Below are 21,693 nucleotides of genomic sequence, written 5' to 3'. Positions count from 1 at the left end.
GGAGATCTGGCGAGCGCGCTCGGAGAGGAGGGCGCGGCGCGGGCCCGGGGGCTCTCGCCGGCGCAGGCCCGCTGGCTGGTCTCGCGCTACGGGTCGCGCTGGTCCCGCCTTTTCGAAGGGTCCCCGTGGGGCACGCAGCCGCTGGGCGAGGAGGGGATTCCGCTGGCGGCGGAGGTCGCATGGGCCGTCCGCCAGGAGCACGTGCGCACCCTCTCCGACCTTCTCCTCCGGTTCCGGCTGCCGGAGATCGTCGCCGACGAAGAGGCCGCCGCCTCGATGGCCGCGCGCCTTCTGGGCGAGTTGGCCGGCTGGAGCGCCGCGAGGACGGAACGCGAATGGCGCCGGTGGCGGCGGGAACGCCGCCAGATGTACGGCGGACCGGAGGCCGGGAGGGACCGCCCGTGATCGCTCCCCGCCCGTTCGCCCGGCTCGGGCCCGGTCCCTTTCTGGTCGCCCACCGGGGCGTCCCGGCCGCGGGACCGGAGAACGCGGCCGCCGCCCTGGTCGCAGCGCGGGAGGCCGGGGCGCCGGTGGTCGAGCTCGACGCTCGCCCCGCCTTCGGCGATCTGCTCGTCGTCCTCCACGACGCCACGCCGGCACGCCTCACCGGCGAGCGCCTCCCGGCGGCGTCGCTGCCCGCCCCCCGACTCCTCGAGCAGCCTCTTCTCGCCGACCCGGACGACCGGCTGCTCCTGCTCGACGAGGCCCTCGCTCTGTTGGCGGGTCGGACCGTCGTCGACATCGAGCTGAAACCGGAGGCGTCGGTGGGAGCCGGCGAGATCGCCAGGCGACTCCTCGCCGCTCTCGAGCGTGCCGGCGACCCGGAGGGGGTGGTCGTCACGAGCGAGAGCGTCGAGGTGCTCCGGGAGGTCCGGTCGCGGGCCCCGCTGCTGGCGACCGGTCTCGTGTTCCGGAGCCGGAGCCGGGGAGACGCCGTGGAGCGCGCGCTGGCCGCCGCCGCCGGGCTGATCGTGGCCAACCGGCGGCGAGTGGATCCGGAGCTGATCGCCCGCGCCCGGGAGCGGGGCCTTCCGGTGTGGGCCTACACGGTGAACGACGCGCGAGAGGCCCGCCGGTTGTTCGACCTCGGTTGTGCGGCCGTGGTCACCGACCGCTACCCGGGCCTGGCGGCCGAACTCGGTGCCCAGGCCCCAGCGCCGCGCCTCCCCCCGGGACCCGAAACGCTCCTCGCGATCGACATCGGATCGACCGCGTCGAAGGCGGCGCTCGTCGATCCGGAGCGGGGGATCGTCGCCCTCCGGAGTTCTCCGACTCCCACCCGCACGCCGAAGGAAGGGTGGGTCGAGCACGACCCGGAGGAGACGCTGCGGACGGTGCTCCGGCTGGTCGAGGATCTGGCCCGAAGCGGCGCGGACCGCCCGCGCGCCGCGGCGCTGGCCGTCCAGCGCTCGACGGTGCTCCTGGCGGACCGGCGCCTGACGCCGCTGTCCTTCGCGATCTCGTGGCAGGACCGGCGCGGCGAAGGGTTCGTCGCGGGCATGCCACCCGGGCGGCGCGCCGCCCTCGAGCGGGAAGCGGGCCTTCCGCTCGCCGCCGCCTGGTCGGGCGTGAAGGGACGGTGGTTGTTCGGCGCCGCGGGAAAGGCCGGCCGGGACGCTCTCCTCCTGCCGCTCGGGTGCTGGCTGGCGGCTCGGTTGACGGGAGAACCGACATGGGTCGACCCGACGCTCGCCAACCGCACCTTCCTGGTGTCCGCGGCGACCGGGAGATGGTCGGAGGCGCTGCGGGAGACCCTCGAACTCCCCGAGAGCGCACTTCCCCCCATCCGTCCGAGCGTCGGGGACAGAGGGACGCTCCCCTGGCGGGATGGACGGGTCCCGCTCCTGGCCGTCATCGGCGACCAGCAGGCAGACTATGTCGGCGCCGCCGGCCCTCTCGGCGAGCGGCTCGTGATCAATCTGGGAACCGCCGCGTTCGTGATGCGTGCCTACGAGCGTCCTCCGGGGGTGGAGGGCGCCAGGGTGGCGCCCTTGTGGACGTCCGACCGGCGACCCGCGGCGCTCCGGTATCTTGTCGAGTTCCCCGTGACGGCCCCGAGCCTCGCGTCGGTGCCGATCCCGGCGGGCGGCGATGGCTCGGACCGCTTCTCCCGTGCCGTGGCGCGGGCGGTCGCGCTCGGTGACTCAGGTCCGGGTCGCTTCTGCCGCGATCTCGCCGACCGGGCCGCTCGCCTGATCGGACCGCGCGACCGGACGATCGTCCTGTCCGGAGGGGGAACGAAGAGCCCGCACCTGGTGGCGCTTCTCCGGAGGACCCTCCCGCTCCCCCCGGTGCTCGCCGCCGAGAGCGAGCTCACTCTCCTCGGGGCGGCCCGCCTCGCCGCGGCGGCGGCTGGCCTTCCGTGGGCGGTGCCGCCGGCCGGCGGTCTTGCCCCTCCCACCCCACCGGGGGTGTAGGATCGGACCGACGGAGGTCCGATGTCGGGTCGTATCGGCAAGGGCGCGCGGACGCGCGAGGCGGGTGGCCCGCACGTGACCTATCGAGCGGTCCGCATGCCGTCGGGCGCGCTCCTGCCGATCGAGGCCCGCCTCGGCCGCCGCGTGCTGCGGACGATCCCGCCCGACTCCGAGGAGGGGCGCCGGCTGCTCGAGAGGGGCGAGGTGGAGATCCTCGAGCAGCGCCGGGCTCCGAGGACGACCAAGCCGCCTCCCGGGTGGCTCGAGGAGGAAGAGGATCTCTGAGCGGCGCCGAGCGGCCTTCGCGAGCGCTCAGCCTCCCTCCCGCGCCAGGCGGCATGCGTCCTCGTAGCCGAGTTCGCAGGCGCGTTTGACATCGCGCCACGCGGGGCTCCGCTCGCCGAGTTTCCAGTAGGCCCATCCCCTCGTGTAGAAAGCCCAGGCGTTGTCGGGTTCGATCGCGACGAGCCGGTCGAGGAGCGCGATCGCCTCGTCGTAGCGTCCGGCGCCGTAGCGCTCGTAGGCCAGGCGGGCGAGCCGGTCCGGATCGTCGGGAAACGCTTCCGCCAGCGTGGGGGAAGAACCGCCGGCCTCCGGCGTCACGGAAACGATCGCCCCGGGCACGATGGCGAACGGCGCGCGCCGGCCCGGGCCCTCGGGGGACGACCACCGGATCGCGCCGTAGACCCTCGCCGCCGACCCGGGCTCCGCTCCCGCGCGCAGGTGGACGAAGCGCCAGGCCCGGAACACTCCGGGCCCTTCGTCCGGGAGCGGCTCGAGGCGGGCGCGCCGGTTTCGCTCGGCTTCGAAGGGATGGGACGCGGCGTACAGCTCCCCTCCTTCGTTGTCGTACACGTGCTCCACATCGAGCCACACCGGACTCGGCTCCCCGGGTCGCGGCGCAGGCTCGAGGCGAACCCGCGCCTCGAGCCTCAAGCGGGGTCCCTCGCCGGCGGTGGCGGGGGCGGGTTCGCAGTGCACCAGCCACGGAAAACTCTCGGCGCGTTGCCGGGCCGGCGCGCCTCGGGCCGCTTCTTCCGCATCGGGAGCCGGAGCCAGCGGCTGGGCGAGGGGAACCGCTCCGGACGGCGTGATCGCGGAGGCGGCTTCGGCGAGTCGCGCGGCCAGCCCGCCCGGCGGACTCCAGCCGAGCGTGAGAGGAAGCGCGATCGCGGCGCCGGTGAGCCATGCGCCGCCCCACCGCTCGAGGCGACCCCGGGGCGCCGCCCGCCGGTGGGCCCGGGACGTGGGCCAGGACGGATCGGGGACCCTCGTCCAGGAGGGAGCCCAGCGGTCCCGTTCGATCCGGGCCTCGAAGTAGACCGCGTCGACGAGGAACGAGGAGGCGAACGCCCCATAGAGGCCGATCGCCGCCGCGACGAGGGCGGCGAGCCCGGCGGCGACCGCGCCCGCCGCCGCCCCCGCGTACCGCCCGAGTCCTGCCGCAGCCGCCAGCAGGACGACCGACGCGATGGCGACCCCGAGCCCGGTCCAGGCGAGCTCGCCCAGCAGGCGGAGGCGACGGCCGGACAGGAGCCGCCAGGCGCGCAGGAGGCCGGCGATCGGTCCGACCTCTTCGTGGACGACGACCGGTCCGAGCAGCAGGAACCCGAGCGCCGCGAGCGCCGACAGGGCCACGAGCGGCACCGCCGCCGCGGCCCAGGGCGGTCCGGCCCAAAGGGCGACCGCGGGACCGGCTCCGAGAACGGCGCCGAGGAGCAGCGTGGCAGCCGCCAGGTCGGGGGTCCGGCGCATGGCCTCGCGCAGGGCTCCTTTCGTCCGGCCCGTTTCGAGCCAGCGTGACGGGATCCGCAGCAGCAGGGTCTGGGGAAGCATGGCCCCGGCCACCGCGACGGCGATCCCCAACCCCGCGAGGCCGCCGGCGAGGAGCCGTCCCGTACCCCCGCCGAGGACGAGGCCCGCCACCCCGGAAGCGGCGGTGAGTCCGGCGCCAGCGGCCTGCGCCAGCCCGCCGAGGAGGCCCGCCACCCCCAGCCCCACCAGCGTGGCGAACCAGCATTCGCGGAAGGCTCGGCGCGCCCAGGCGCGCCGCTCCCGGGCAGTCAGCGGGCGGAACGATCCGGGTTCGGGAGGAGCGGCGCCCCCGGGCGCCGCCGGGACGGGGACCAGACGCACGGACGCGCCGGCCCTGACGAGATCCGCGAACAGCTCCTCCGCCCGGTACAGCGGGACCTCCTCGGCGACGCGGACCGTGCCGCCCGCCACGGCCGGTTCGAGGTCGGGAGGCCGCCTCTCCAGGTGCCGGGAGAGCGCCTCGCGCGCCGCCTCGAGGTTCTCGGCCGGGACGCGGTCGATCTCGACGTGGTAGAGCACCGATCCCTCCCGCCGGCGCCGCCCGCGCCGGACGAGGGGAATCTCGGGCTGGAGAACGGGTCGCGCCAGATTGACGAGGGGAGAGGTCAGCCGTTCGCACCGCCGCGGTAGAAGCGGACCCGAACCCTCTCCACGGTGACCAGCCCCTCTTCCACCGCGCCGTCGAGCTCCGGGAGGAACGCCTCGATCTTCTCCGCGGTATCGACGATCTCGACCACGATCGGCAGATCGGCGGAGAGGCGGAGGATCTTCGCGCTGTGGAGCCGGCTGTGCGCGCCGAAGCCGAGGAGTCCCCGCAACACGGTGGCCCCGGCGAGCCCGCGCTCGCGCGCCCGGTGGACGATCCACTCGTACAGCGGCTGCCCTTCGTGCCGGTCGGACTCGCCGATGAAAACCCGAAGGAGCTCACCTTCGGCCGGCAGCACCACCATGGCCGTCCCTCCCTGGTCTCAGAGACGCTGGGCGAGGAGGTGCCCCGCAGCGACCGCCGCGAGACCGCCCCCGACATGGAGCGCGACGTTCCCGGCTCCCGCGAGGAGCTGGCGGTCGCGGAACATCTCCCACGTCTCGAAGCCGAAACTCGAGAACGTCGTGAACCCCCCGAGGAGTCCGACGAACAGCGCTAGCCTCGCCTCCGGCCCGAACAGCCCGCGCACCTCGGCCAACCCACCCATGACCCCGATCGCGAAGCAACCCGCGAGGTTGACGGCGAAGGTGCCCCACGGAAAGAGCGCCCCGGGCAGGAACCTGTGGACGAGTCCGCCCGCGGCGTAGCGGGCGACGCTCCCCGCGAACCCGCCGAGGCCGACCAGCAGCACCGGTTTCATCGGGCCGTGGACTGTCGGCCGGGGATCCACTCCCGGGCGGCGACGTTGCCGGCCGCATCGATCACCCGGACGGCCAGCGGTCGCTCCCCGCTCTCCTCGAGCCGGGCGCGGAACGTCTCCCGTTCGCCGTCCTCGACCCCGTCCACCGGCTCGATCGGGATCCACCGCCCCGAAGATCCGGCCACCTCGGCAAGAGCGACGCGCCCGTCCCGGTCGTGCGCTTCGATCTCGATCGTGATCCCCCCGTCCTCCTCGGCCACACGGAGGCGGTCGATCACCGGTGGGACCGTGTCGAGCCGCACCGGACCGGTCACTTCGGAGGACTCGAGCGCCGCGCCCGCGTAGTTCGCCGGGGCGTCGCTCGCCGTCACCCGGAACCGGTAGACCCCGTCCTCGAAGCCGCGGGCGTCGAAACTGAAGAACGTGCGCTCGAGGTCGCGCGCCAACGGGAACCAGCGGGTGCACGGACCGCCGACGTCCCGGCAGGCGTCGATCCGGTACAGGAGGCCGTCGCCGTCGGGATCGGCCGCTTCCCAGCGGAGCGTGAGTGCCCCGGGCTCCCAGGCGCGTTTCGAGCGCCAGCCGCGGCGCTTGGCCTCCAGCTCACCGCGCTGTGCTTCCGGCACCGGCTGGCGAACGACCGGCTCCTCGCCGCCCGTGACCGTCGAGGGCGGAATCGGCCGGTAGGCCACCCCCGGCGGAAGGACCTGGACGTTCTTGATGCGGGGCGGGCGGTTGAGCGGGCGATAGCGCCCCTCGATCCGCGCGACCGAAGCGTCTTGCTCCGCCGCGCGGCCGAACTCCACGGCGACTTGCACGAAGCGCGCCAGCGGAAGATCGGCCGCCTGACCGTTGTGGCCCGGCGGGCCGGCCGCATCGTCGAGCTTCCGCCATCCGCTCCACCCCGGCCCCGGCTCCTTGGTGTTGCCGACGCGAATCTCGACGGCGATGCCCCGCGAGGCGCCCTCGGGAACCGTGGCCGCCACCCGTCCGCTCCGCGCCCTGACGCCGAGGTCGATCACGTCGGAGACCCAACGCGCGGGCCGCGCCGTATCCGGACCGAAGATGGAAACGATCGCGGGGTTGCTGGTCGCGGCGGCGATGGCCGCGCCGCCCGCGGCGAGAGCCGAGACGGCCCGGGCGTCGCGCCGCGCCAACCACAGACCTTCTCCGCCGTCACGTCCGATCCAGAAGACGCGCCCCTCGCCACCGGTGGCGAGGAGCACGCCGCCGCCGGTCGTGGGAAGAACCGAAAGGGGCGTTTCCTTGCTGTCCCGCCACAGCTCCGACGGCTCCCCGTTACGGGGAATCCGCACCAGAGCGCCGCCCCCCGCCGGAAGCCGCCCCGAGCGTTCTTTCTTCTTCGCGCGCTCGTCGTCCTTCTTCGGCGTGACCGTCACGCTCGCGCTCGCGGCGGTCGACCCCGTCCTTTCCTCGCGGGACCGCTCCGCGGCGGAGCCGGCGAGGGCGGCCCACACCGTCCCGTCGGCCGCTATGGCGAGGTCCGCGACCTCGGGCCGCTCGCTGTCGTAGACCACGAAGGCCGAACCGCCGCCGTCGATCCGCACGACCCACCCCGAATCGGAGGTTCCAGCCCAGACCGCTCGGCCGGCGCCCACCGCGAGACACCGGACGTGCGCTTCGCTCGTCCGCCAAAGCTCGCGCGGAGGTTTCCCCGGAGGGATCCTGAGGACGCGCCCCGGCAGCCCGGTGGCAGCCAGGAGGGCGCCGTCGCTTCCGACGGCGAGATCCCAGATGTACTCCGCGTCGGGGCGGGCGATCTCCACGGCCGAAGAACCGTCCGGCGCGATCCGGTAGATGGCCCCGCGCGGTCCGGTGGCCGCGTAAACGGCGTTCTGTCCGGCCGCGAGCGCGAGGACCTCGGGTGCCTCCCCGAGCCCGGAGACGACCCTCGCGGGGCCGCCGTCCCGGGGAACGACCCACAAGCCCGCACCGTCCCCCGCGGCGATCCAGACCGCCTTTCGGGTCACCAGGAGATCCCAGACGACGGCCGAGGGCGGGCGGGCGAGCTCGCGCTCGCGCGGCCCGGCCCGGAGGTGCCCGTCGGGTGCGAGGACCGTTCCTTCGAACGTCCCGGCCCGGAAAGCTGCTCCGGAACGCTCCCAGGAGCGGCTCGTCGCCGCCCAGGCCGGCATCGCCGGCAAGGCGGCGAGAGCGGCGAGAAAAACGGGGATGCGTCGTGTCATCGACGGTTCTCCAGGGGCAGGATCTCGATCGCGGTCTCCACGCCGCCCGACACGCTCCGCCCGACGTCGCGCTCCGCACGCGCGATCGGGTACCACCGCGAGCGGTACATCGACTCGCCTCCCGGACGCGACCTCACGAGGCCGTGGACCGAAGCCGGCAGGGCCGGGTAGAGGGCGCCGCCGCGGACGATGCCTTCGCCCTCGCGCGCCAGCACCGCCGCGATCGCGGCATCCGTGCGGAGGGCGCGCACCGCTTCCAGATAGCTCCGAGCGTCGTCGGCGGTCCTGAGCCGGGCTTCCGCCACGGCACCCAGCTTCCCGTCGACCGCGCGCGCCGATCCCACCAGGAGGGTGTACCGGCCGGGGCCGGCGTCGCCGGGGACCTCGACCGCGAGCGTTTCGTCCCGGGCGGCCCCGCGGGGACCGCGGAGCTGGACGTGGACGCGGATCGTCTCCCCCGGCTTCGCCGCGAGGCGGTCCGGAACCGCCTGGGCGAGCGTCCAACCGCCGCCCGGTTCGGCGGCGGCGATCTGGACGCGCACGGACCGCACGTCTGGCAGCGCCACGGGCGCTTGCATGAGCCGCGCCAGCAAGCGCTGGAGTTCCTGCGCGAGGCGCTGCTCGGCCGCTCCGTTCTCGCCACCCGATCCGGCGGCGGTGTAGCGGACGGGCTCGGCCCCGTCGAGTTCGACCGTCGCCCTCATGACGAGCGCCTCGTCGCGCTCGTCGCCCGTCGTGGCGGTCGCCGCCTGGCGGAGCAGCATCGAGGCGAGCACCGGCGTGAGCAAGGGCGAGCGGACCATTCGGTAGCGGCGTTCGACGGGAGCCCGTCCCGGCCGCTCGACGACCGCCTCGAACCGGACGGCCGGCGGCAGCGGACCCACCCGGCCGGTGATCCCCGTCAGCCGGTCCTGGGTGACGGTGCCGACGGGATCGCCGATGCGCGCGATCTTGAACGGCGACAGCTGCGACGCGACGGTGTGAGCGATCTCCGCCGGAGCCAGCGCGAACGCCGTGCGGCCGAAACCGAGGAAGGGGTGTCCGAACGCGAGCAGCCGGTCGCCTTCGCGCCACGTCACCGTGCCCGTCGCCGCGATCCGCGCGTCGCCCCACACCAGCAGAGCGCTCACCGCTCTCCCCGGCGCGAGGGCGTTTCCGTCGGACGGGGGCCCGCCGCCGGACGAAGGGACCACGAAAACGCGGGAGGGATCGACACCGAGACGCTGCCACAGTTCCGCGAACCGGACTCCCGCCCCTGCGCCCAAGCCCTGCACCGCCACCGCGAGCGGGGCGGGAAGCAGTCCCTCGGGTGCCGGGGGAGGTCCGTCGGGAAGCTCCTCCGACTCCAGCATCGCGCCGATCGGGGTGATCCCGCACACCGGCTCTCGAGGCAGAGCGCCGATCGAGTAGGCGAGCGCCCCGATCAGCTTGCCGTCGACGTACACGGGGCTTCCGGACATACCGGCGGCCACCCCGACGTAGCGCCCGGTCTCGTCCGCCAGCCGGCAGAGGATCATCGGCACACCCGGCGCGATCTCGTCCGGGAGCACGTCGAGGATCTCGACCGCGAGCGTCTGGGGGTCGCGACCGGAGAGGACCGTCCGGACCTCACCCATCTGGCCCGGGCGCAACGCGTCCGGCGGAAGCGTTTCCACCGCCCGGGACGCCGGGGCGCCGAGCGCCGCGAGCAGGACGGCAACCGGAATTTGCGCGAAAACGGCGTTTCGTTGCGGCACAGCTCCTCCGCCGCCCTCCCGAAGGGCGGCCGATTATAGGGGCCGCGCCAAGAGTCCCGCCGGGCGCCGCTTTCCTCCGGCCGGCTCCGCGCTCGCCCCGCGTCCTTTCGCGCCCGACGGGCCGGCCCGCGGCGCCCGGCCCCTCGAGGGCGTCCAAATCCTTGAACGGCCCGCTTTGACCGCAGCCCTGCCGGACACGACGTTTGACCGCGAGGTGCCCGACGAACGGTTCGTGCTCAGGAGGGAAGCTCGATGATCGGAAAGCGTTCGTTCCTTCCGGCCGTCGTCGCCCTCGCGCTCGCGTGTTCCGCTTCCGCGATGGCGTCGACCGAGAACGCCCCCGCCGGCGCCAGCGCCCTCGGCGCGGCGGTGGAGGAAGCGGCCGACATCCTGGATGCCCTGTTCGGATGGCTGCCGGGCTACGTCGGCCCCACGTCCGGCATCCTGCCGGATCCGGGGGTGCCCGTTCCGGGTGACCGTCCGGCCGCGCCGCAAGGCGCGGCCGAAGACGGCGGCGTGCCGCTGACCGGGTCGGGTGGCGACGAGTCGTCCGGTCCCTGGCCGGTGGCCAAGCCGTAGCGGGGCGGCGCGGGCGCGGAACCGGCCCGGTCCCGAGCCGGGCCCCCCGCCCGCGCCGGGCGCACCCGGTGCTAGACTGCGGGCCGGCACCCTACCGGAGCGCACGCCCGGCGGTTCGGCCCAGGTCCCCGGTGAACGCCGCCACCCAGAGGTATCGCCTGGAACGCCGCATCGGTGCGGGCCGTTTCTCCGAGGTCTTTCTCGCCCGCGACCGGATCACCGGCGAACGCGTCGCCCTCAAGCGCGCGCGCGGCGACGATCCGGGCGCCGCGGAGGCGTTCGCCGAGGAGTTCGCCCGCGTCGCTCCGCTCGACCATCCGGGAATCGCGCGGGCTTTGGACCTCGGACGCGATCCGGCCACGGGTCGGCCGTTCTTGGTCTTCGAGGCGATCGAGGGGACCCGGTCGCTCCACGCTTGCCGGGCGAGCGCGCCCGAGCGGATGTGGGGCTGGGCCGCGGGCGTGGCGGAGACGCTCGACTTCGTCCACGGAAGCGGCCTGATCCACGGCGACGTCAAGCCGGAACACGTCTTCATCCTGGAGACCGACCGGCCGAAGCTGATCGACTTCGGGCTCGCCCGCCGCAGGGGCACCGGCGGGGGCGGCTCGGCGACCACCGCCGCCCCGGAGGTGCTCTCCGGCGGCGAGGCCGATCCCCGCAGTGACCTCTTCAGTCTGGGGGCCACGGTCTACCGCTGGCTGTACGGCCGGTATCCGGCGGGGGAAACCCTGGAGGACCGCCTGCGTTCGCTCGACGCCGAGCCGGAGATCCCCTCCACGCCCCGACTGCCGCGCGAGATCTCGCAGCTCCTGTCGGCGCTCCTCGCGCCGTCACCGGCCTCCCGCCCCGATTCCGCCCGGGAGGTGGTGGAACTCCTCGCCGCCGCGGGCATCCCCCTGCCCGACCCGAGACTCGCCGATCCCTCGGCCCGGGCGCGGTCCGCTCCCCTCGCGGGCCGGGACGAGGTCCTCGCCGCCCTGACTCCGGCGTGGACCGGTGCGGGGGGCGGGACCCTCTTCCTGAACGCCGTCGGGCCGAGCGGGAGCGGCCGGTCGCGGTTGGCCAGGGAGATCGCCCGCCGCGCCCGTCTGGCCGGGCGCCACGTGGTGGTGCTCGATTGCCGGGAGGAGCCGGACGCGGGAGCCCGCCTCCTCCGGGCGTCGGGCGTCGGGAGCTCCGCCGGTCCTTGGCGCGCCGGAAGCCCGGGTCTCGCCGTGGCCTTGCACGCCCTCGCCGGAAGGCGCGAGCCGACGACGGTGGTCGTCGACGATGCGGACACACTCGGGCCGACGGACCTCTCCGCACTCGGCCGGGCCCCCGCCGTCCTCCCTCCCGACGCCAACCTCGCCGTGGTCGCGCTCACCGAGACCCCGCTCGGCGCGGGGTGGACGACCGTGCCGCTCCGGCCTCTCCGGCCGGCCGAGGTCGGGCGCCTCGTGGCGTGGCTCCTCCCCGGGCCGCCCGTCCCCGAGGCCTTCGCGGCGCGCTTGTGCCGGGACGCCGACGGCCGCCCCGGCCTGGTCTGCGAAGCGGTGCGGCGGGCCGCCCGAACCGGCCTCGTCCGCTGCGGTCCCGGAGGCTGGCGCTGGGGTCGCCTCGAACAGGAGCCGCTCGCGGCACTCCTGGATGAGGACGGGGCGGTTTCCCGCTCGGCGGAAGCCCTCGACGCGGCCCACCGCCCGGCCCTCCTCGCGGCGGCGACCGCGAGCGACGCCGCGACGCTCGACGACATCGCCGCCGTCGCCGGGGTCCCGCCCGACACCGCCGCCCGATCGGTGCGGGCGCTGATCCAGGCAGGCCTCGTTCGCCGCACCCGTTCCGGTCGCCTCCGCCTGGCCGGGGGTGCGGCGGTGGAGCGGCGCCTCGAGGAGCTCTTCGCGGGCGAGGCCCGCCGGGGGGCGCACGCCCGGTGGCTCCACCGGCTGGCGGGTCTGCGGCCGCCGGCGGACGGGCGGCCCGAGTGGCTCGGGAGGCTCGCCCGCCATGCACTCGGGTGCGGCCGCGAGGAGCTCGGGGCGCGGCTGGGGCGGCGGGCGGTGATGCGCGCGCTCCTCGCGGGTCGCCCCGACACCGCCGGCGCGATCCTCTCCCGGCTGGCGCCGTTCGACGGGCTTCCCGACGGGGCGCGGGCCGAGCTCGAGGAGGCGGCGGGCGAGATCCACCTCGACGCCGGTCGCGCCGACGACGCAGCCCGGCGGCTCGGGAGGGCGGCGCGGGCGTACCGGAGGGTGGGCCGGGGCGAGGGCTGGGCGCGGGTGCTGGCGCGGCAGGCCCGCGCGCTCGTGGACACCGGGCGTCCAGCGGCAGCCCGCCGCCGCATCGCCCTGGCGGAACGCGCCGCCGCGGCCCCGAGCACCCGGGCCGGGGTCGCCCTCGAAGCCGGCGTGCTGGCCGCGCGCCTGCAGGACTACCCCGCCGCACTCGCCCGCTTCGACGAGGCGGAGCGCCACGCGCCCCCGGGAGGCCTGACCGAGGCGCGGGCCCGCGCCGCGCGCGGGCGCTGCCTGGTTCTCCTCGGCCGGCTGGACGAAGGGGAGCGGGAACTCGCGCTGGCGCGTCGCGCCGGAGCGCGCGATCTCGCGCTCCTCGCCGCCGTCAACCTCGCCGCCGCCCAAGCGGCTCGGGCGCGCGGTGCCCCGCGCCGGGTGCTCGAACTCCTTCCGGAAACGCGGGAACTGCTCCTGGCGCGCGGTCAGGCGGACGGGCTCGGCATCCTCCACGGCTTCGCCGCCGAGGCCGCCGTCTCCCTCGGCGAATGGGATCTCGCGGTCGAACAGGCCCGGACCTCGGTGCAGTGGCGGAGGCTCCAGGAGCACTCCGGCTTCCTCGCCGCCGCCCTCGAAAGGCTCGCCCAGGTGCACCTGCTGCGCGGCGAGATCGCGGACGCTCGGGCCGCCGCCGAGCGTGCGATCGCGGCAGCCTCCGCCGCGGGTCCCCGGATCTCCGCGGAGTGCCGGGCGACCTTGGCTCGGATCCTCGCCGCCGAGGGGCGCGGCTCGCCGGCCGTCGCCGCCGCCCTCGCCGCGGCGGCCTCGGCACGGGAGGCGGGGCATCCCGAGACGATCGTGGAAACTCTGACCGCCGTCGCGCTGGCCCGCCGCGCCGCGGGCCGGAAGCGCGCCGCGCGGGCCGCGGTCAGGCAGGCGCTCGCGTGGGTGCGGCGGCTCGGCCGGCCGACCCGCTTCGAGGCGGAGCTTCTCGCGCTGCTCGCCGAGGCGGTGGCGGAGGAGGACCCCGAGCGGGCGGTGGGCCTCGCCGAACGGGCGCGGGCCGCCGCAGACCGGCACGCGGCGTTCGACGCGGGCATCCTCGCCCTGGAAGCGCTCGGCGAGGCGCACCGGGCGGCGGGACGCCCGGACGAGGCCCGCCGGGCCTGGCGGTGGGCCGCCGCGCGCATCGAGGAGGCGAGCGCGCGCCTCGCCTCGGATGCGGCGCGCCGGCTCGCCCGCTCCCGGCCGGACCGGAAGCGCCTGCTCGACAGGGCGGGAGCCGCCGCCGTTCCCAAACGCCTCGAGGCGCTGTACGACCTCGTCGGAGAACTCAACGCCCACCGGGACCCGTCGGCCGTCGTCGAGAACCTTCTCGACCGCGCTCTCTCCGTCCTGCGCGCCGAGCGCGGCGCCGTCGTCCTCCGGCGGCCCGGCGGCGGCCTGGCCACCGTCTGCCGGCGTGGCATCGAGCCGGAGACCGCCAGCGACGCGCTGGAACTGTCGAGAACCGTGCTGGACCGCGCCTCCGGCGGCGAGGCGGTGCTCGCCGCCGATCCCCTCTCCGATCCGAGGTTCGCCAGCGCCCTGTCGGTGCGGCTCTTTTCGATCCGGGCGGTCGCCTGCGTTCCGCTGCGGCACCGGGGCGAGCCGGTGGGGGCGCTTTACGTCGACAGCCGGACGCCGGGACGTCGCTTCGACGAGGAAGACATCCGTTTTCTGGAGGCGCTGGCCCATCACGCCGCGCTGGCGCTCGAAAACGCCCGCGCCTTCGAGGCGCTCCGGCGGGAGAACGAGGAACTCCGGGCCGCGGTCGGCGCGCGGGACCGTCTCGGACCGCTCGTCGGCCGCTCGGCGGCCATGCAGGAGCTGTTCCGCCGGATCCGCGCCGCCGCGCCGGCGGGAGCCCCGGTGCTGGTCCTCGGCGAGTCGGGCTGCGGGAAGGAGCTGGTGGCCCGCACCATCCACAAGCTCGGTCCGGAGCCGGAAGGACCTTTCGTTCCCGTCAACTGCGCCGGACTGCCCGCGGACCTTTTCGAAGCGACCCTGTTCGGACACGAGCGGGGGGCTTTCACCGGAGCGGACCGCCGCCGCGTGGGACTCGTCGAGCGGGCCTCCGGAGGGACGCTCTTCCTCGACGAGGTCGGCGACCTGCCCCCTCCGATGCAGGCCCGCCTGCTCCGCGTGCTGACGGAGGGCGAGGTGCTCCCTCTCGGCGCCCCGCGCCCCCGGCCGGTCAGCTTCCGCCTGGTGGCCGCCACGAACCGGGATCTCGAGCGGCTCGTGAGGGAAGGACGGTTCCGGCACGACCTTCTCTACCGCCTCGACGTCCTCCGGATCGTCGTGCCGCCGTTGCGGGAACGGATCGAGGACCTCCCGCTGCTCGTGGAACACATCGTCAACCGCCCGGGGTTCCCGGGGGGACCCGTCGAGGTCGACCGGCGTGTCGTGGAGAGGCTGGCCGCCTGGCACTGGCCGGGCAACGTGCGCGAGCTCGAGAACACCCTCGCGCGCCTGGCGATCCACGCGCGGGACGGGCGCATCGGCCCGGAGACACTGGCCGCCGATCCCGAACTCCGGTCGCGCTTCGGGCATCCGGACGCGCCGCCCGAGCGGACGCGCCTCGAAGAGGTCGAGCGGGAGGCCATCCGCCGGGCCTTGGAGCTGACGGGCGGCCACCGCGAGCGGGCCGCGAGGCTCCTCGGCATCGGAAGGGCGACCCTGTTCCGGAAGATCCGGCGGTACGGCCTCGAGTCCGCGGGACGCGCCCCGTCCGGACCGCGCCGGACGGCCGGAGAGGCCCCGGCGACGTGAGTCGTCTCACTTCGAGACGATCCGGGGCGCGGCCCGGGAAGCCTCGCCGCGGGCAAGTCCTTTGCGGTCAAGGAACTTCGGCGTGAGGATCCGGCTGGCACGCGCTTCGCAGGGTCCACGCTCGCCTCGCGAACCGGCGCAGCGGCGCCGGGACGCGGGACGGGGACGGTCGCCCCGGTCGGGCGAGCGGACCCCGGGGACGCACCGGCCACCTGGTGAGGACGCGGGGTGATCGGCAGCCGGATGCGCCCGCGGGATCCACTCCTCGGCGTCCGGCGGGCGCCGCGGCGTGGCGACTTCCCCCGAGGACCCCGACCTGGCCGTGGCGGGCCAGGTGGCGCATGGCCCGATTCCCTCCCTTCGACCCCGGGGCATGCGCCGGTCACGCCCACGGCTGGGGCTGCAAGCCGCTGCTTCCCGGTCCGTCTTCCCCTTGGCTTGCAGCCTCAGCCACCCTTCTTCTCTCCGGCCCCCCCGATCCGCCGGGCGAGGAGCCGGAGCGCATCGCGATACCCTTGGGGGCCCCGCCCCTCCACGTAGCCGGCGCAAGCCGGCCGGATCACGCTCACCCTTCGCCACGCCTCCCGCTCGCTGATCCGCGACAGGTGGACTTCGATCACCGGCCGGCCGAAGTCGAGGATCGCGTCGTGGAGGGCATAGCTGGTGTGGGTCAGCGCGCCCGCGTTGAGGATCGCCCCCGCGGCCCAGCCCCACGCGTCCTGCAGCGCGTCGATCAAGGCCCCTTCGTGGTTCGACTGCCTGCAGCGAACCCGCCACCCGTACTCCGCGGCCCAGGTCCGGACCATAGCCTCCAGCTCCGGGAGCGTGAGCGTTCCGTAGTGCGCCGGATCGCGCCGTCCGAGCGCGTTCAGGTTGGGGCCGTGCAGCAGGAGGATCTCTCCACCGTTCATCGCACCGACTCCAAGAGCCGCCGGACGTCGCCGGCGCCGACCTCCGCGCAGAGGGCGTCGCCCGCGTCCCGCAAGAGCACCCAGACCTGGCGGCCTGCTGACCTTTTCTTGTCCTGCGCGAGCGCGCCGGCGATCTCGCCCATCCGCTCGAGGAGTTCCGGCGGCGGGGCCACGGGGAGCCCGAGCGCGGCGAGCAGGTCCTGCACGCGCCGCTCGAGGTCGGGCGCGGCCAGAAAGCCGAGTTCCCGGGACAGGCGCAGCGCGGCGACCATCCCGGCGGCCACCGCGTCGCCGTGCGAAAGCCGCACGCCCGCCCGCGCCGCCGCCGACTCGAGGGCATGGCCCAGGGTGTGGCCGAAGTTCAACCGGCGCCGTTCGTCGCGCTCGTCGAGATCGCGGGCGACGACGCGGAGCTTGACCGCCGCCGCGCGGACCGCCACCTCTTCGACCGCGAAGAGGCGTCGCTCCGCGAGCGCCTGACGCCGGGCCTCGATGAGGTCGAACAGCTCCCTGTCGCCGATGAGCGAACTCTTGAGCGCCTCGGCGAGGCCGCCGCGGTAGTCCTCCTCCGCAAGCGTGAGAACGAACAGGGGATCGATATGGACGGCGCGCGGGAGTCTCACCGTGCCCACGACGTTCTTCACGCCTGCGAGGTTGATGCCGTTCTTCCCTCCCAGGGCCGCGTCGACCTGTCCGAGCAGCGTCGTCGGAAGCAGGAAGAGCGGAAGACCGCGCTTGAAGGTGTGGGCGGCCAGTCCGCCGAGATCGGTGAGCGTGCCGCCTCCGACGACCACGAAGGCGGTGCCGCGCTCCGCGCGCGCCGCGAGGAGTTCGCTCCAGCAACGCGCGAGCGCGCCCGGCGATTTGCTCTCTTCTCCGCCCGGCATCCGGATCTCGTGAAGCGGGCCCCGGGTGCGGGCTCGCAGCCGGGGGAGGACGGCCTCCGCGTGGACGGCGGGAAGCCCGGCGTCCACGAGCACCGCCGCGCCTCCATCGAACGAGAACGGCAATCCCCCGCGCCCGAAAGTCACCTCCGGCGCCTCCGGCAGGACGGGCCGCGGACTCTCGGCCCAGGGGCCGGCGTCCGGGTCGTACAGCGCCCGCAGCACGGCCACCGCGGCGCCGGCCGCGTCGAGGTTTCCGGTGTCCACCCGCGCGGCGGCGACGGAATAGCCCGCGGCTCGAGCGCGGCGAAGCTCGTCGAGCCGGGCCGCAGCGTCGGCCACCCCGGCCAGCAGCGGCCTCCGGGCGCGCGCCTTCCGGTCGAGGCGCGATGCGAGAACCCCGCCCGGCGCGTCGAGGTGCACGATCGCGGCCGCCCGGGCGAGCACCTCGCGCAGTTCCGGGTCCTCGAGCGTCCCTCCACCGAGCGCCAGGACGCGAGGCCCCTCGCCGCCCTGCTCCAGCCAGGCCCGAACGGCCGCCCTTTCCGCCTTCCGGAACGCCTCCTCTCCCCGCTCGAACAGCTCGGGGACGCTCTTCCCCGTGGCGCGCTCGATCAGCTCGTCGAGATCCTCGAAAGGCCAGCCCAGCCAACCGGCCACCAGGCGTCCGCACGTGGTCTTTCCCGCACCCATCGGTCCCGCGAGGACGAGGGCGCGCCGCGGGGTGTGCCCGCTCATGCGTCCCGCCGCGCGCCGCTCCAGCGCGGCATGGCCTCCCGGTGGCGGCGGACCGCCTCCTCGATCGCCTCCATCCGGTCGCCCCCGAAAACCTCCAGCACGGCGTCGGCGAGGACCAGTCCCGCCACGGCCTCCGCGATGACCGCCGCCGCCGGGATCACCACCACGTCGGACCGGACGTACCGCCCCGCCGCCGGCTCGCCGGTGTCGAGGTCCACGGTGGGCAGCGGCCGGCGCTGCGTCGGGATCGGCTTGTGGGTCACCCGGCAAACGAGCGGTTCGCCGTTGGTGACGCCCCCCTCGAGCCCCCCGGCCCGGTTCGTCGGGCGCACGATCCCCCGTTGTCCGGGCTCGATCGCGTCCTGGGCGTCGCCCCCGAGGACGGCGCTCACCGCCGCGGCGTCCCCGATCTCGACCGCCTTCGCCGAGGGGATCGACATCAGCGCGGCGGCGAGCCTGGCGTCGAGCCGGCGGTCGGCCTGCACGTAGCTCCCGAGTCCGGGAGGCAGGTTCCACACGATCAGTTCCGTCCTCCCTCCGAGGCTCTGGCCGGCGCGCCGGGCCTCGTCGATCCGCCGGCGCATCCGTGACGAAGCCTCCGGGTCGCAGCAGGAGAGATCGGAGGCGTCGCGCGCCCGCTCGATCTCGTCGGGGCCCCACCCGTCGGGCAGCCCCGGCGCTTCGACCCCCCCGATCGCGATCACGTGCGCCGTGAGACGGACTCCCAGCCGCTCGAGGAACCGGCACGCGACGGCCCCCAGAGCGGTCCGCATCGCCGTCTCCCTGGCGCTGGCCCGCTCGATGACGGGATTGATGTCGTCGAAGCCGTACTTGAGCACGCCGGCGAGATCGGCGTGGCCGGGCCTCGGCACGGTCCGCCGGACGCGGGTCCGCCCCTGCCGGTTGGACCGGTTCTCGATCAGGATCGCGATCGGCGCGCCGGTGGTCCGTCCCTTCCACAGCCCGGCGACGATCTTCGGCTCGTCCGACTCGATCGTCATCCTCTTGCCCCGTCCGTAGCCGCCCTGGCGCCGGCGGAGCCGCGGAAGCAGATCGCGCGCCTGGAGGGGCAAACCGGCGGGGAGACCGTCCAGCACCCCGACGAGCATCGGGCCGTGGGACTCCCCGGCGGTGAGGTAGCGAAGCATCTCCGTTCGGCCTCCGGACCGCGCCCGCCGTGCCGGCGTGGGCTTACGCGCGCGGGCGAAATGCTAACCCGAACCGGCGGCGCGCGGTCCGGAGCGTACAATCGTGCCCTTCCGGGGACGCGTCACGCGCCGCCCAACGCGGAGGTCGAGACATGAGCGAGACAGCGGTCCGGATCGAAACCGACAGCCTGGGCGAGGTGGAGGTGCCCGCCGACCGCTACTGGGGTGCGCAGACGCAGCGCTCCAAGATGAACTTCCCGATCGGCGACCAGCGGATGCCGCGCCCCATCATCCGGGCGCTCGGGCTGATCAAGCACGCGGCGGCCACCGTGAACGAGCAGCTCGGCCTCCTCGACGCGCGGAAGGCGGAAGCGATCCGGCGCGCGGCGCAGGAGGTGATCGACGGCAAGCTCGACGATCACTTCCCGCTCGTCGTCTGGCAGACCGGATCGGGCACGCAATCGAACATGAACGCCAACGAGGTGATCGCGAACCGCGCGATCGAGCTGCTCGGCGGCAAGATCGGCAGCAAGAGCCCGGTCCACCCGAACGACGACGTCAACAAGGCGCAGAGCTCGAACGACACCTTTCCGACGGCGATGCACATCGCGGCGGCGGAGGAGACGGTCCACCGCCTGATCCCCGCCCTGCAGCACCTGCTCGACGCGCTCGAGGAGAAGTCCTCCGCCTTCTCCGGGATCATCAAGTGCGGCCGGACGCATCTGATGGATGCCACCCCGCTCACGTTGGGACAGGAGTTCAGCGGTTGGGCCGCGCAGGTGCGCCACGCGATGGATCGCATCCGGTCCGCCCTCGCGCCCGTGTACGAACTGGCCCAGGGCGGGACCGCGGTGGGGACCGGGCTCAACACGCACCCGGAGTTCGCCGACCGCTTCGCGGCGCGGATCGCCGAGCTGACCGGGCTTCCGTTCGTTTCGGCGCCGAACAAGTTCGCAGCGCTCGCCTCGCACGATCCGCTCGTCTCCCTCCACGGCGCGTACAAGACGGCGGCCGCGGCCCTGTTCAAGATCGCGAGCGACATCCGGCTTCTCGGGTCGGGGCCGCGCTGCGGGCTGGGAGAACTGATCCTCCCGGCGAACGAGCCCGGATCGTCGATCATGCCGGGAAAGGTCAACCCCACTCAGGCCGAGGCGCTGACGATGGTCTGCGCCCAAGTCATGGGGAACGACGTCGCCGTCAACATCGCCGGGATGAACGGCCACCTCCAGTTGAACGTGTTCAAGCCGGTGATCGCGAGGAACGTTCTCGAGTCGGCCCGGCTCCTCGCCGACGCGGCGCGGTCGTTCACCGACCGCTGCGTGGCCGGGATCGAGCCCAACCGGGAGAGGATCGCGCAGCTGGTCGAGCGGACGCTGATGCTCGTGACCGCCCTGAATCCGGTGATCGGGTACGACAACGCGGCGAAGGTGGCCAAGAAGGCCTACGCCGAGGGGATCAGCCTCAAGGAGGCCGCGGTCGCCCTCGGCCTCCTCACGGAGGAGGAGTTCGACCGGCACGTGAGGCCGGAGCGGATGATCGGGCCGAGCGCGGGCTGAACCGGCCGGCCTACGCGCCCTCGTCGTCGAAGATCGACCGGCCGGCGCGCCGGTACCATTCGAGGATCGTTCTCCAGATCTCCTCGGCGGTCTCCGCGAACCAGAAGATCTCGGTGTCCTCCGGGTCGATCACCCCCTCCGCCGCGAGGAACTCGGCGTCGAAGGCGCGGCGCCAGAAGCTCTCGCCGACGAGCACGACCGGCACCGGCTCGATCGTGCGCGTCTGGATCAGGCAGAGCGTCTCGAACAGCTCGTCGAACGTCCCGTAACCGCCCGGGAAAGCCACGAGCGCCCGCGCGCGCTTGAGGAAGTGCATCTTGCGGAGGGCGAAGTAGCGGAACTGGAAGCAGAGCTCGGGGGTGATGTAGGGGTTCGGATACTGCTCGTGCGGCAGGTTGATGTTGAGGCCGATCGACTTCGCGCCGACGTCGTAGGCACCGCGGTTACCCGCCTCCATGATCCCGGGCCCCCCTCCCGTCATCACGACCAGGCGGCAGTCGCCCGGGCCCTGTCCCGCTCGGCCGACGATGCGCGAGAACTCGCGCGCGACCTCGTAGTAGTGGGACTTGGCCGCGATCCGCTCGCAGACGGCGGCGCGGCGGGCGAGTTCGGGATCGCCGGGGTTCGCTTCGGCGGCCGCACGCGCCTCGGCGAGCCGTTTTGCGGCCGCTTCGGGCTCCACGATCCGCGTGCCGCCGAAGACGACGATCGTCGCGCGGATCCCGTGCTCGATCAGCGCCAGCTCCGGCTTCAAGAACTCGAGCTGCAGGCGCGTCGGCCGCAGCTCGTCACGCTGGAGGAAGTCCGGATCGAGATCGGCGCGTCGATAGCTCGGGCTTTCCATCAGCCGCCGCACCCGCTCCGGGGCGTCCGGATCCTCATGGTGCGGCTTCGGCTGCGCGAACGGGAGCGGCTCGCGCCGTGCTCCCGGGGGCTCCGGCGGGCGGCCCGAGCGCCACCCTCCGCCGTCGGTCCGATCGCTCATCGCGGTTCCTCCTGGTCTCGATCGCTCCCGGGAGCGGCTCGGCGGGAACGATTTTCCAACAGCGCGCGCTCGAGCAGTTCCGCGAGCGCCTCCGGCGCGTCGACGTGCAGCCAGTGTCCCGCCTCCGCGATCACCGTCACGCTCACGCGCGGGTGCCGCGCCGCGCGCGCGAGCCGCTCGACACAGGCCTCCGTCCAGAACGCGCTGCGCCCCGCGCGCACCAGCTGCAGCTCCACGCCGGGCGGCGGATCCTCGACCACCGGCCAGAAATCGCCGCGGCGGTCGTCTTCCAGCAGTGCCTCGACGACCGCCCGGTCGAATCGCCACGCCACGCCGCCCGGGACGCTGCG

The 21,693-nt window shown here is 74.6% G+C and carries 16 protein-coding genes; 6 read left to right on the top strand and 10 right to left on the bottom strand.

The window, feature by feature from the left end:
* The 3 genes from D6718_01905 to D6718_01895 all read left to right on the top strand — a co-directional run.
* On the top strand, window positions 1–405 hold a 405-nt coding region (locus tag D6718_01905; GenBank protein ID RMG48425.1), incomplete at its 5' end, for a hypothetical protein.
* A complete protein-coding gene (locus D6718_01900; GenBank protein RMG48424.1) occupies window positions 336–2,417 on the top strand; it encodes a hypothetical protein in 2,082 nt (693 codons plus the stop codon). The genes D6718_01905 and D6718_01900, both read left to right, overlap by 70 nt.
* A gap of 21 nt (window positions 2,418–2,438) precedes the next feature.
* A complete protein-coding gene (locus tag D6718_01895; GenBank protein RMG48423.1) occupies window positions 2,439–2,702 on the top strand; it encodes a hypothetical protein in 264 nt (87 codons plus the stop codon).
* 27 nt (window positions 2,703–2,729) lie between these two features.
* Here D6718_01895 and D6718_01890 read toward each other — a convergent pair whose 3' ends face one another.
* From D6718_01890 to D6718_01870, 5 genes are all read right to left on the bottom strand, one after another.
* Window positions 2,730–4,751 (bottom strand): tetratricopeptide repeat protein, encoded by a 2,022-nt coding sequence (locus D6718_01890; protein ID RMG48422.1) that lies wholly within the window; start codon window positions 4,749–4,751, stop codon window positions 2,730–2,732.
* Between the two features lie 86 nt (window positions 4,752–4,837).
* Window positions 4,838–5,182 (bottom strand): DUF190 domain-containing protein, encoded by a 345-nt coding sequence (locus D6718_01885; protein ID RMG48421.1) that lies wholly within the window; start codon window positions 5,180–5,182, stop codon window positions 4,838–4,840.
* 18 nt (window positions 5,183–5,200) lie between these two features.
* A complete protein-coding gene (gene crcB, locus D6718_01880; protein RMG48420.1) occupies window positions 5,201–5,578 on the bottom strand; it encodes a fluoride efflux transporter CrcB in 378 nt (125 codons plus the stop codon).
* On the bottom strand, window positions 5,575–7,785 hold the full coding sequence (locus D6718_01875; protein ID RMG48419.1) for a hypothetical protein: 2,211 nt from the start codon (window positions 7,783–7,785) through the stop codon (window positions 5,575–5,577). Before D6718_01875 ends, crcB begins: the two co-directional genes overlap by 4 nt.
* A complete protein-coding gene (locus D6718_01870; protein RMG48418.1) occupies window positions 7,782–9,521 on the bottom strand; it encodes a hypothetical protein in 1,740 nt (579 codons plus the stop codon). The genes D6718_01875 and D6718_01870 overlap by 4 nt, the downstream gene beginning before the upstream one ends.
* 252 nt (window positions 9,522–9,773) lie before the next feature.
* Here D6718_01870 and D6718_01865 point away from each other — a divergent pair, with 252 nt between their 5' ends.
* Both D6718_01865 and D6718_01860 read left to right on the top strand, forming a co-directional pair.
* Window positions 9,774–10,100, top strand: a complete 327-nt coding sequence (locus tag D6718_01865; protein ID RMG48417.1) for a hypothetical protein — start codon at window positions 9,774–9,776, stop codon at window positions 10,098–10,100.
* Between the two features lie 68 nt (window positions 10,101–10,168).
* Complete coding sequence (locus D6718_01860) at window positions 10,169–15,121, top strand: GAF domain-containing protein (protein ID RMG48416.1); 4,953 nt, start codon at window positions 10,169–10,171, stop codon at window positions 15,119–15,121.
* 446 nt (window positions 15,122–15,567) lie between these two features.
* Here D6718_01860 and D6718_01855 read toward each other — a convergent pair whose 3' ends face one another.
* The 3 genes from D6718_01855 to D6718_01845 are packed head-to-tail and all read right to left on the bottom strand — an operon-like array spanning window position 15,568 to window position 18,802.
* A complete protein-coding gene (locus tag D6718_01855) occupies window positions 15,568–16,032 on the bottom strand; it encodes a 3-dehydroquinate dehydratase (GenBank protein ID RMG48415.1) in 465 nt (154 codons plus the stop codon).
* Window positions 16,029–17,654 carry a hypothetical protein gene (locus D6718_01850; protein ID RMG48414.1) on the bottom strand — a complete coding sequence of 542 codons (1,626 nt, stop codon included), beginning with the start codon at window positions 17,652–17,654 and terminating at the stop codon, window positions 16,029–16,031. The genes D6718_01855 and D6718_01850 overlap by 4 nt, the downstream gene beginning before the upstream one ends.
* Window positions 17,651–18,802, bottom strand: coding sequence for a chorismate synthase (locus D6718_01845; GenBank protein RMG48413.1), 1,152 nt, complete (start codon window positions 18,800–18,802; stop codon window positions 17,651–17,653). Before D6718_01845 ends, D6718_01850 begins: the two co-directional genes overlap by 4 nt.
* A gap of 152 nt (window positions 18,803–18,954) precedes the next feature.
* On the opposite strand from D6718_01845, the gene fumC reads away from it, so the two are divergent.
* The gene (fumC, locus tag D6718_01840; GenBank protein ID RMG48412.1) at window positions 18,955–20,358 is read left to right on the top strand and encodes a class II fumarate hydratase; all 1,404 of its coding nucleotides are present in this window, start codon (window positions 18,955–18,957) and stop codon (window positions 20,356–20,358) included.
* A 10-nt stretch (window positions 20,359–20,368) separates the two neighbouring features.
* Here the strand turns inward: fumC and D6718_01835 are convergent, their stop codons facing one another.
* Window positions 20,369–21,343 carry an LOG family protein gene (locus tag D6718_01835; protein RMG48411.1) on the bottom strand — a complete coding sequence of 325 codons (975 nt, stop codon included), beginning with the start codon at window positions 21,341–21,343 and terminating at the stop codon, window positions 20,369–20,371.
* On the bottom strand, window positions 21,340–21,693 hold a 354-nt coding region (locus D6718_01830), incomplete at its 5' end, for a hypothetical protein (GenBank protein ID RMG48410.1). The genes D6718_01830 and D6718_01835, both read right to left, overlap by 4 nt.

This window comes from Acidobacteriota bacterium, from assembly GCA_003696075.1.
Lineage (GTDB): Bacteria > Acidobacteriota > Polarisedimenticolia > J045 > J045 > J045.
This window is presented reverse-complemented; position numbering and strand designations above follow the sequence as displayed.

Bases quoted from the DNA above. Each gene is read 5' to 3' on its own strand.
- D6718_01850 (RMG48414.1), bottom strand. From the start codon at position 17,654: ATGAGCGGGCACACCCCGCGGCGCGCCCTCGTCCTCGCGGGACCGATG.
- D6718_01865 (RMG48417.1), top strand. From the start codon at position 9,774: ATGATCGGAAAGCGTTCGTTCCTTCCGGCCGTCGTCGCCCTCGCGCTC.
- D6718_01900 (RMG48424.1), top strand. From the start codon at position 336: ATGGCGCCGGTGGCGGCGGGAACGCCGCCAGATGTACGGCGGACCGGA.
- D6718_01895 (RMG48423.1), top strand. From the start codon at position 2,439: ATGTCGGGTCGTATCGGCAAGGGCGCGCGGACGCGCGAGGCGGGTGGC.
- fumC (RMG48412.1), top strand. From the start codon at position 18,955: ATGAGCGAGACAGCGGTCCGGATCGAAACCGACAGCCTGGGCGAGGTG.
- D6718_01875 (RMG48419.1), bottom strand. From the start codon at position 7,785: ATGACACGACGCATCCCCGTTTTTCTCGCCGCTCTCGCCGCCTTGCCG.
- D6718_01845 (RMG48413.1), bottom strand. From the start codon at position 18,802: ATGCTTCGCTACCTCACCGCCGGGGAGTCCCACGGCCCGATGCTCGTC.
- crcB (RMG48420.1), bottom strand. From the start codon at position 5,578: ATGAAACCGGTGCTGCTGGTCGGCCTCGGCGGGTTCGCGGGGAGCGTC.
- D6718_01835 (RMG48411.1), bottom strand. From the start codon at position 21,343: ATGAGCGATCGGACCGACGGCGGAGGGTGGCGCTCGGGCCGCCCGCCG.
- D6718_01855 (RMG48415.1), bottom strand. From the start codon at position 16,032: ATGAACGGTGGAGAGATCCTCCTGCTGCACGGCCCCAACCTGAACGCG.
- D6718_01885 (RMG48421.1), bottom strand. From the start codon at position 5,182: ATGGTGGTGCTGCCGGCCGAAGGTGAGCTCCTTCGGGTTTTCATCGGC.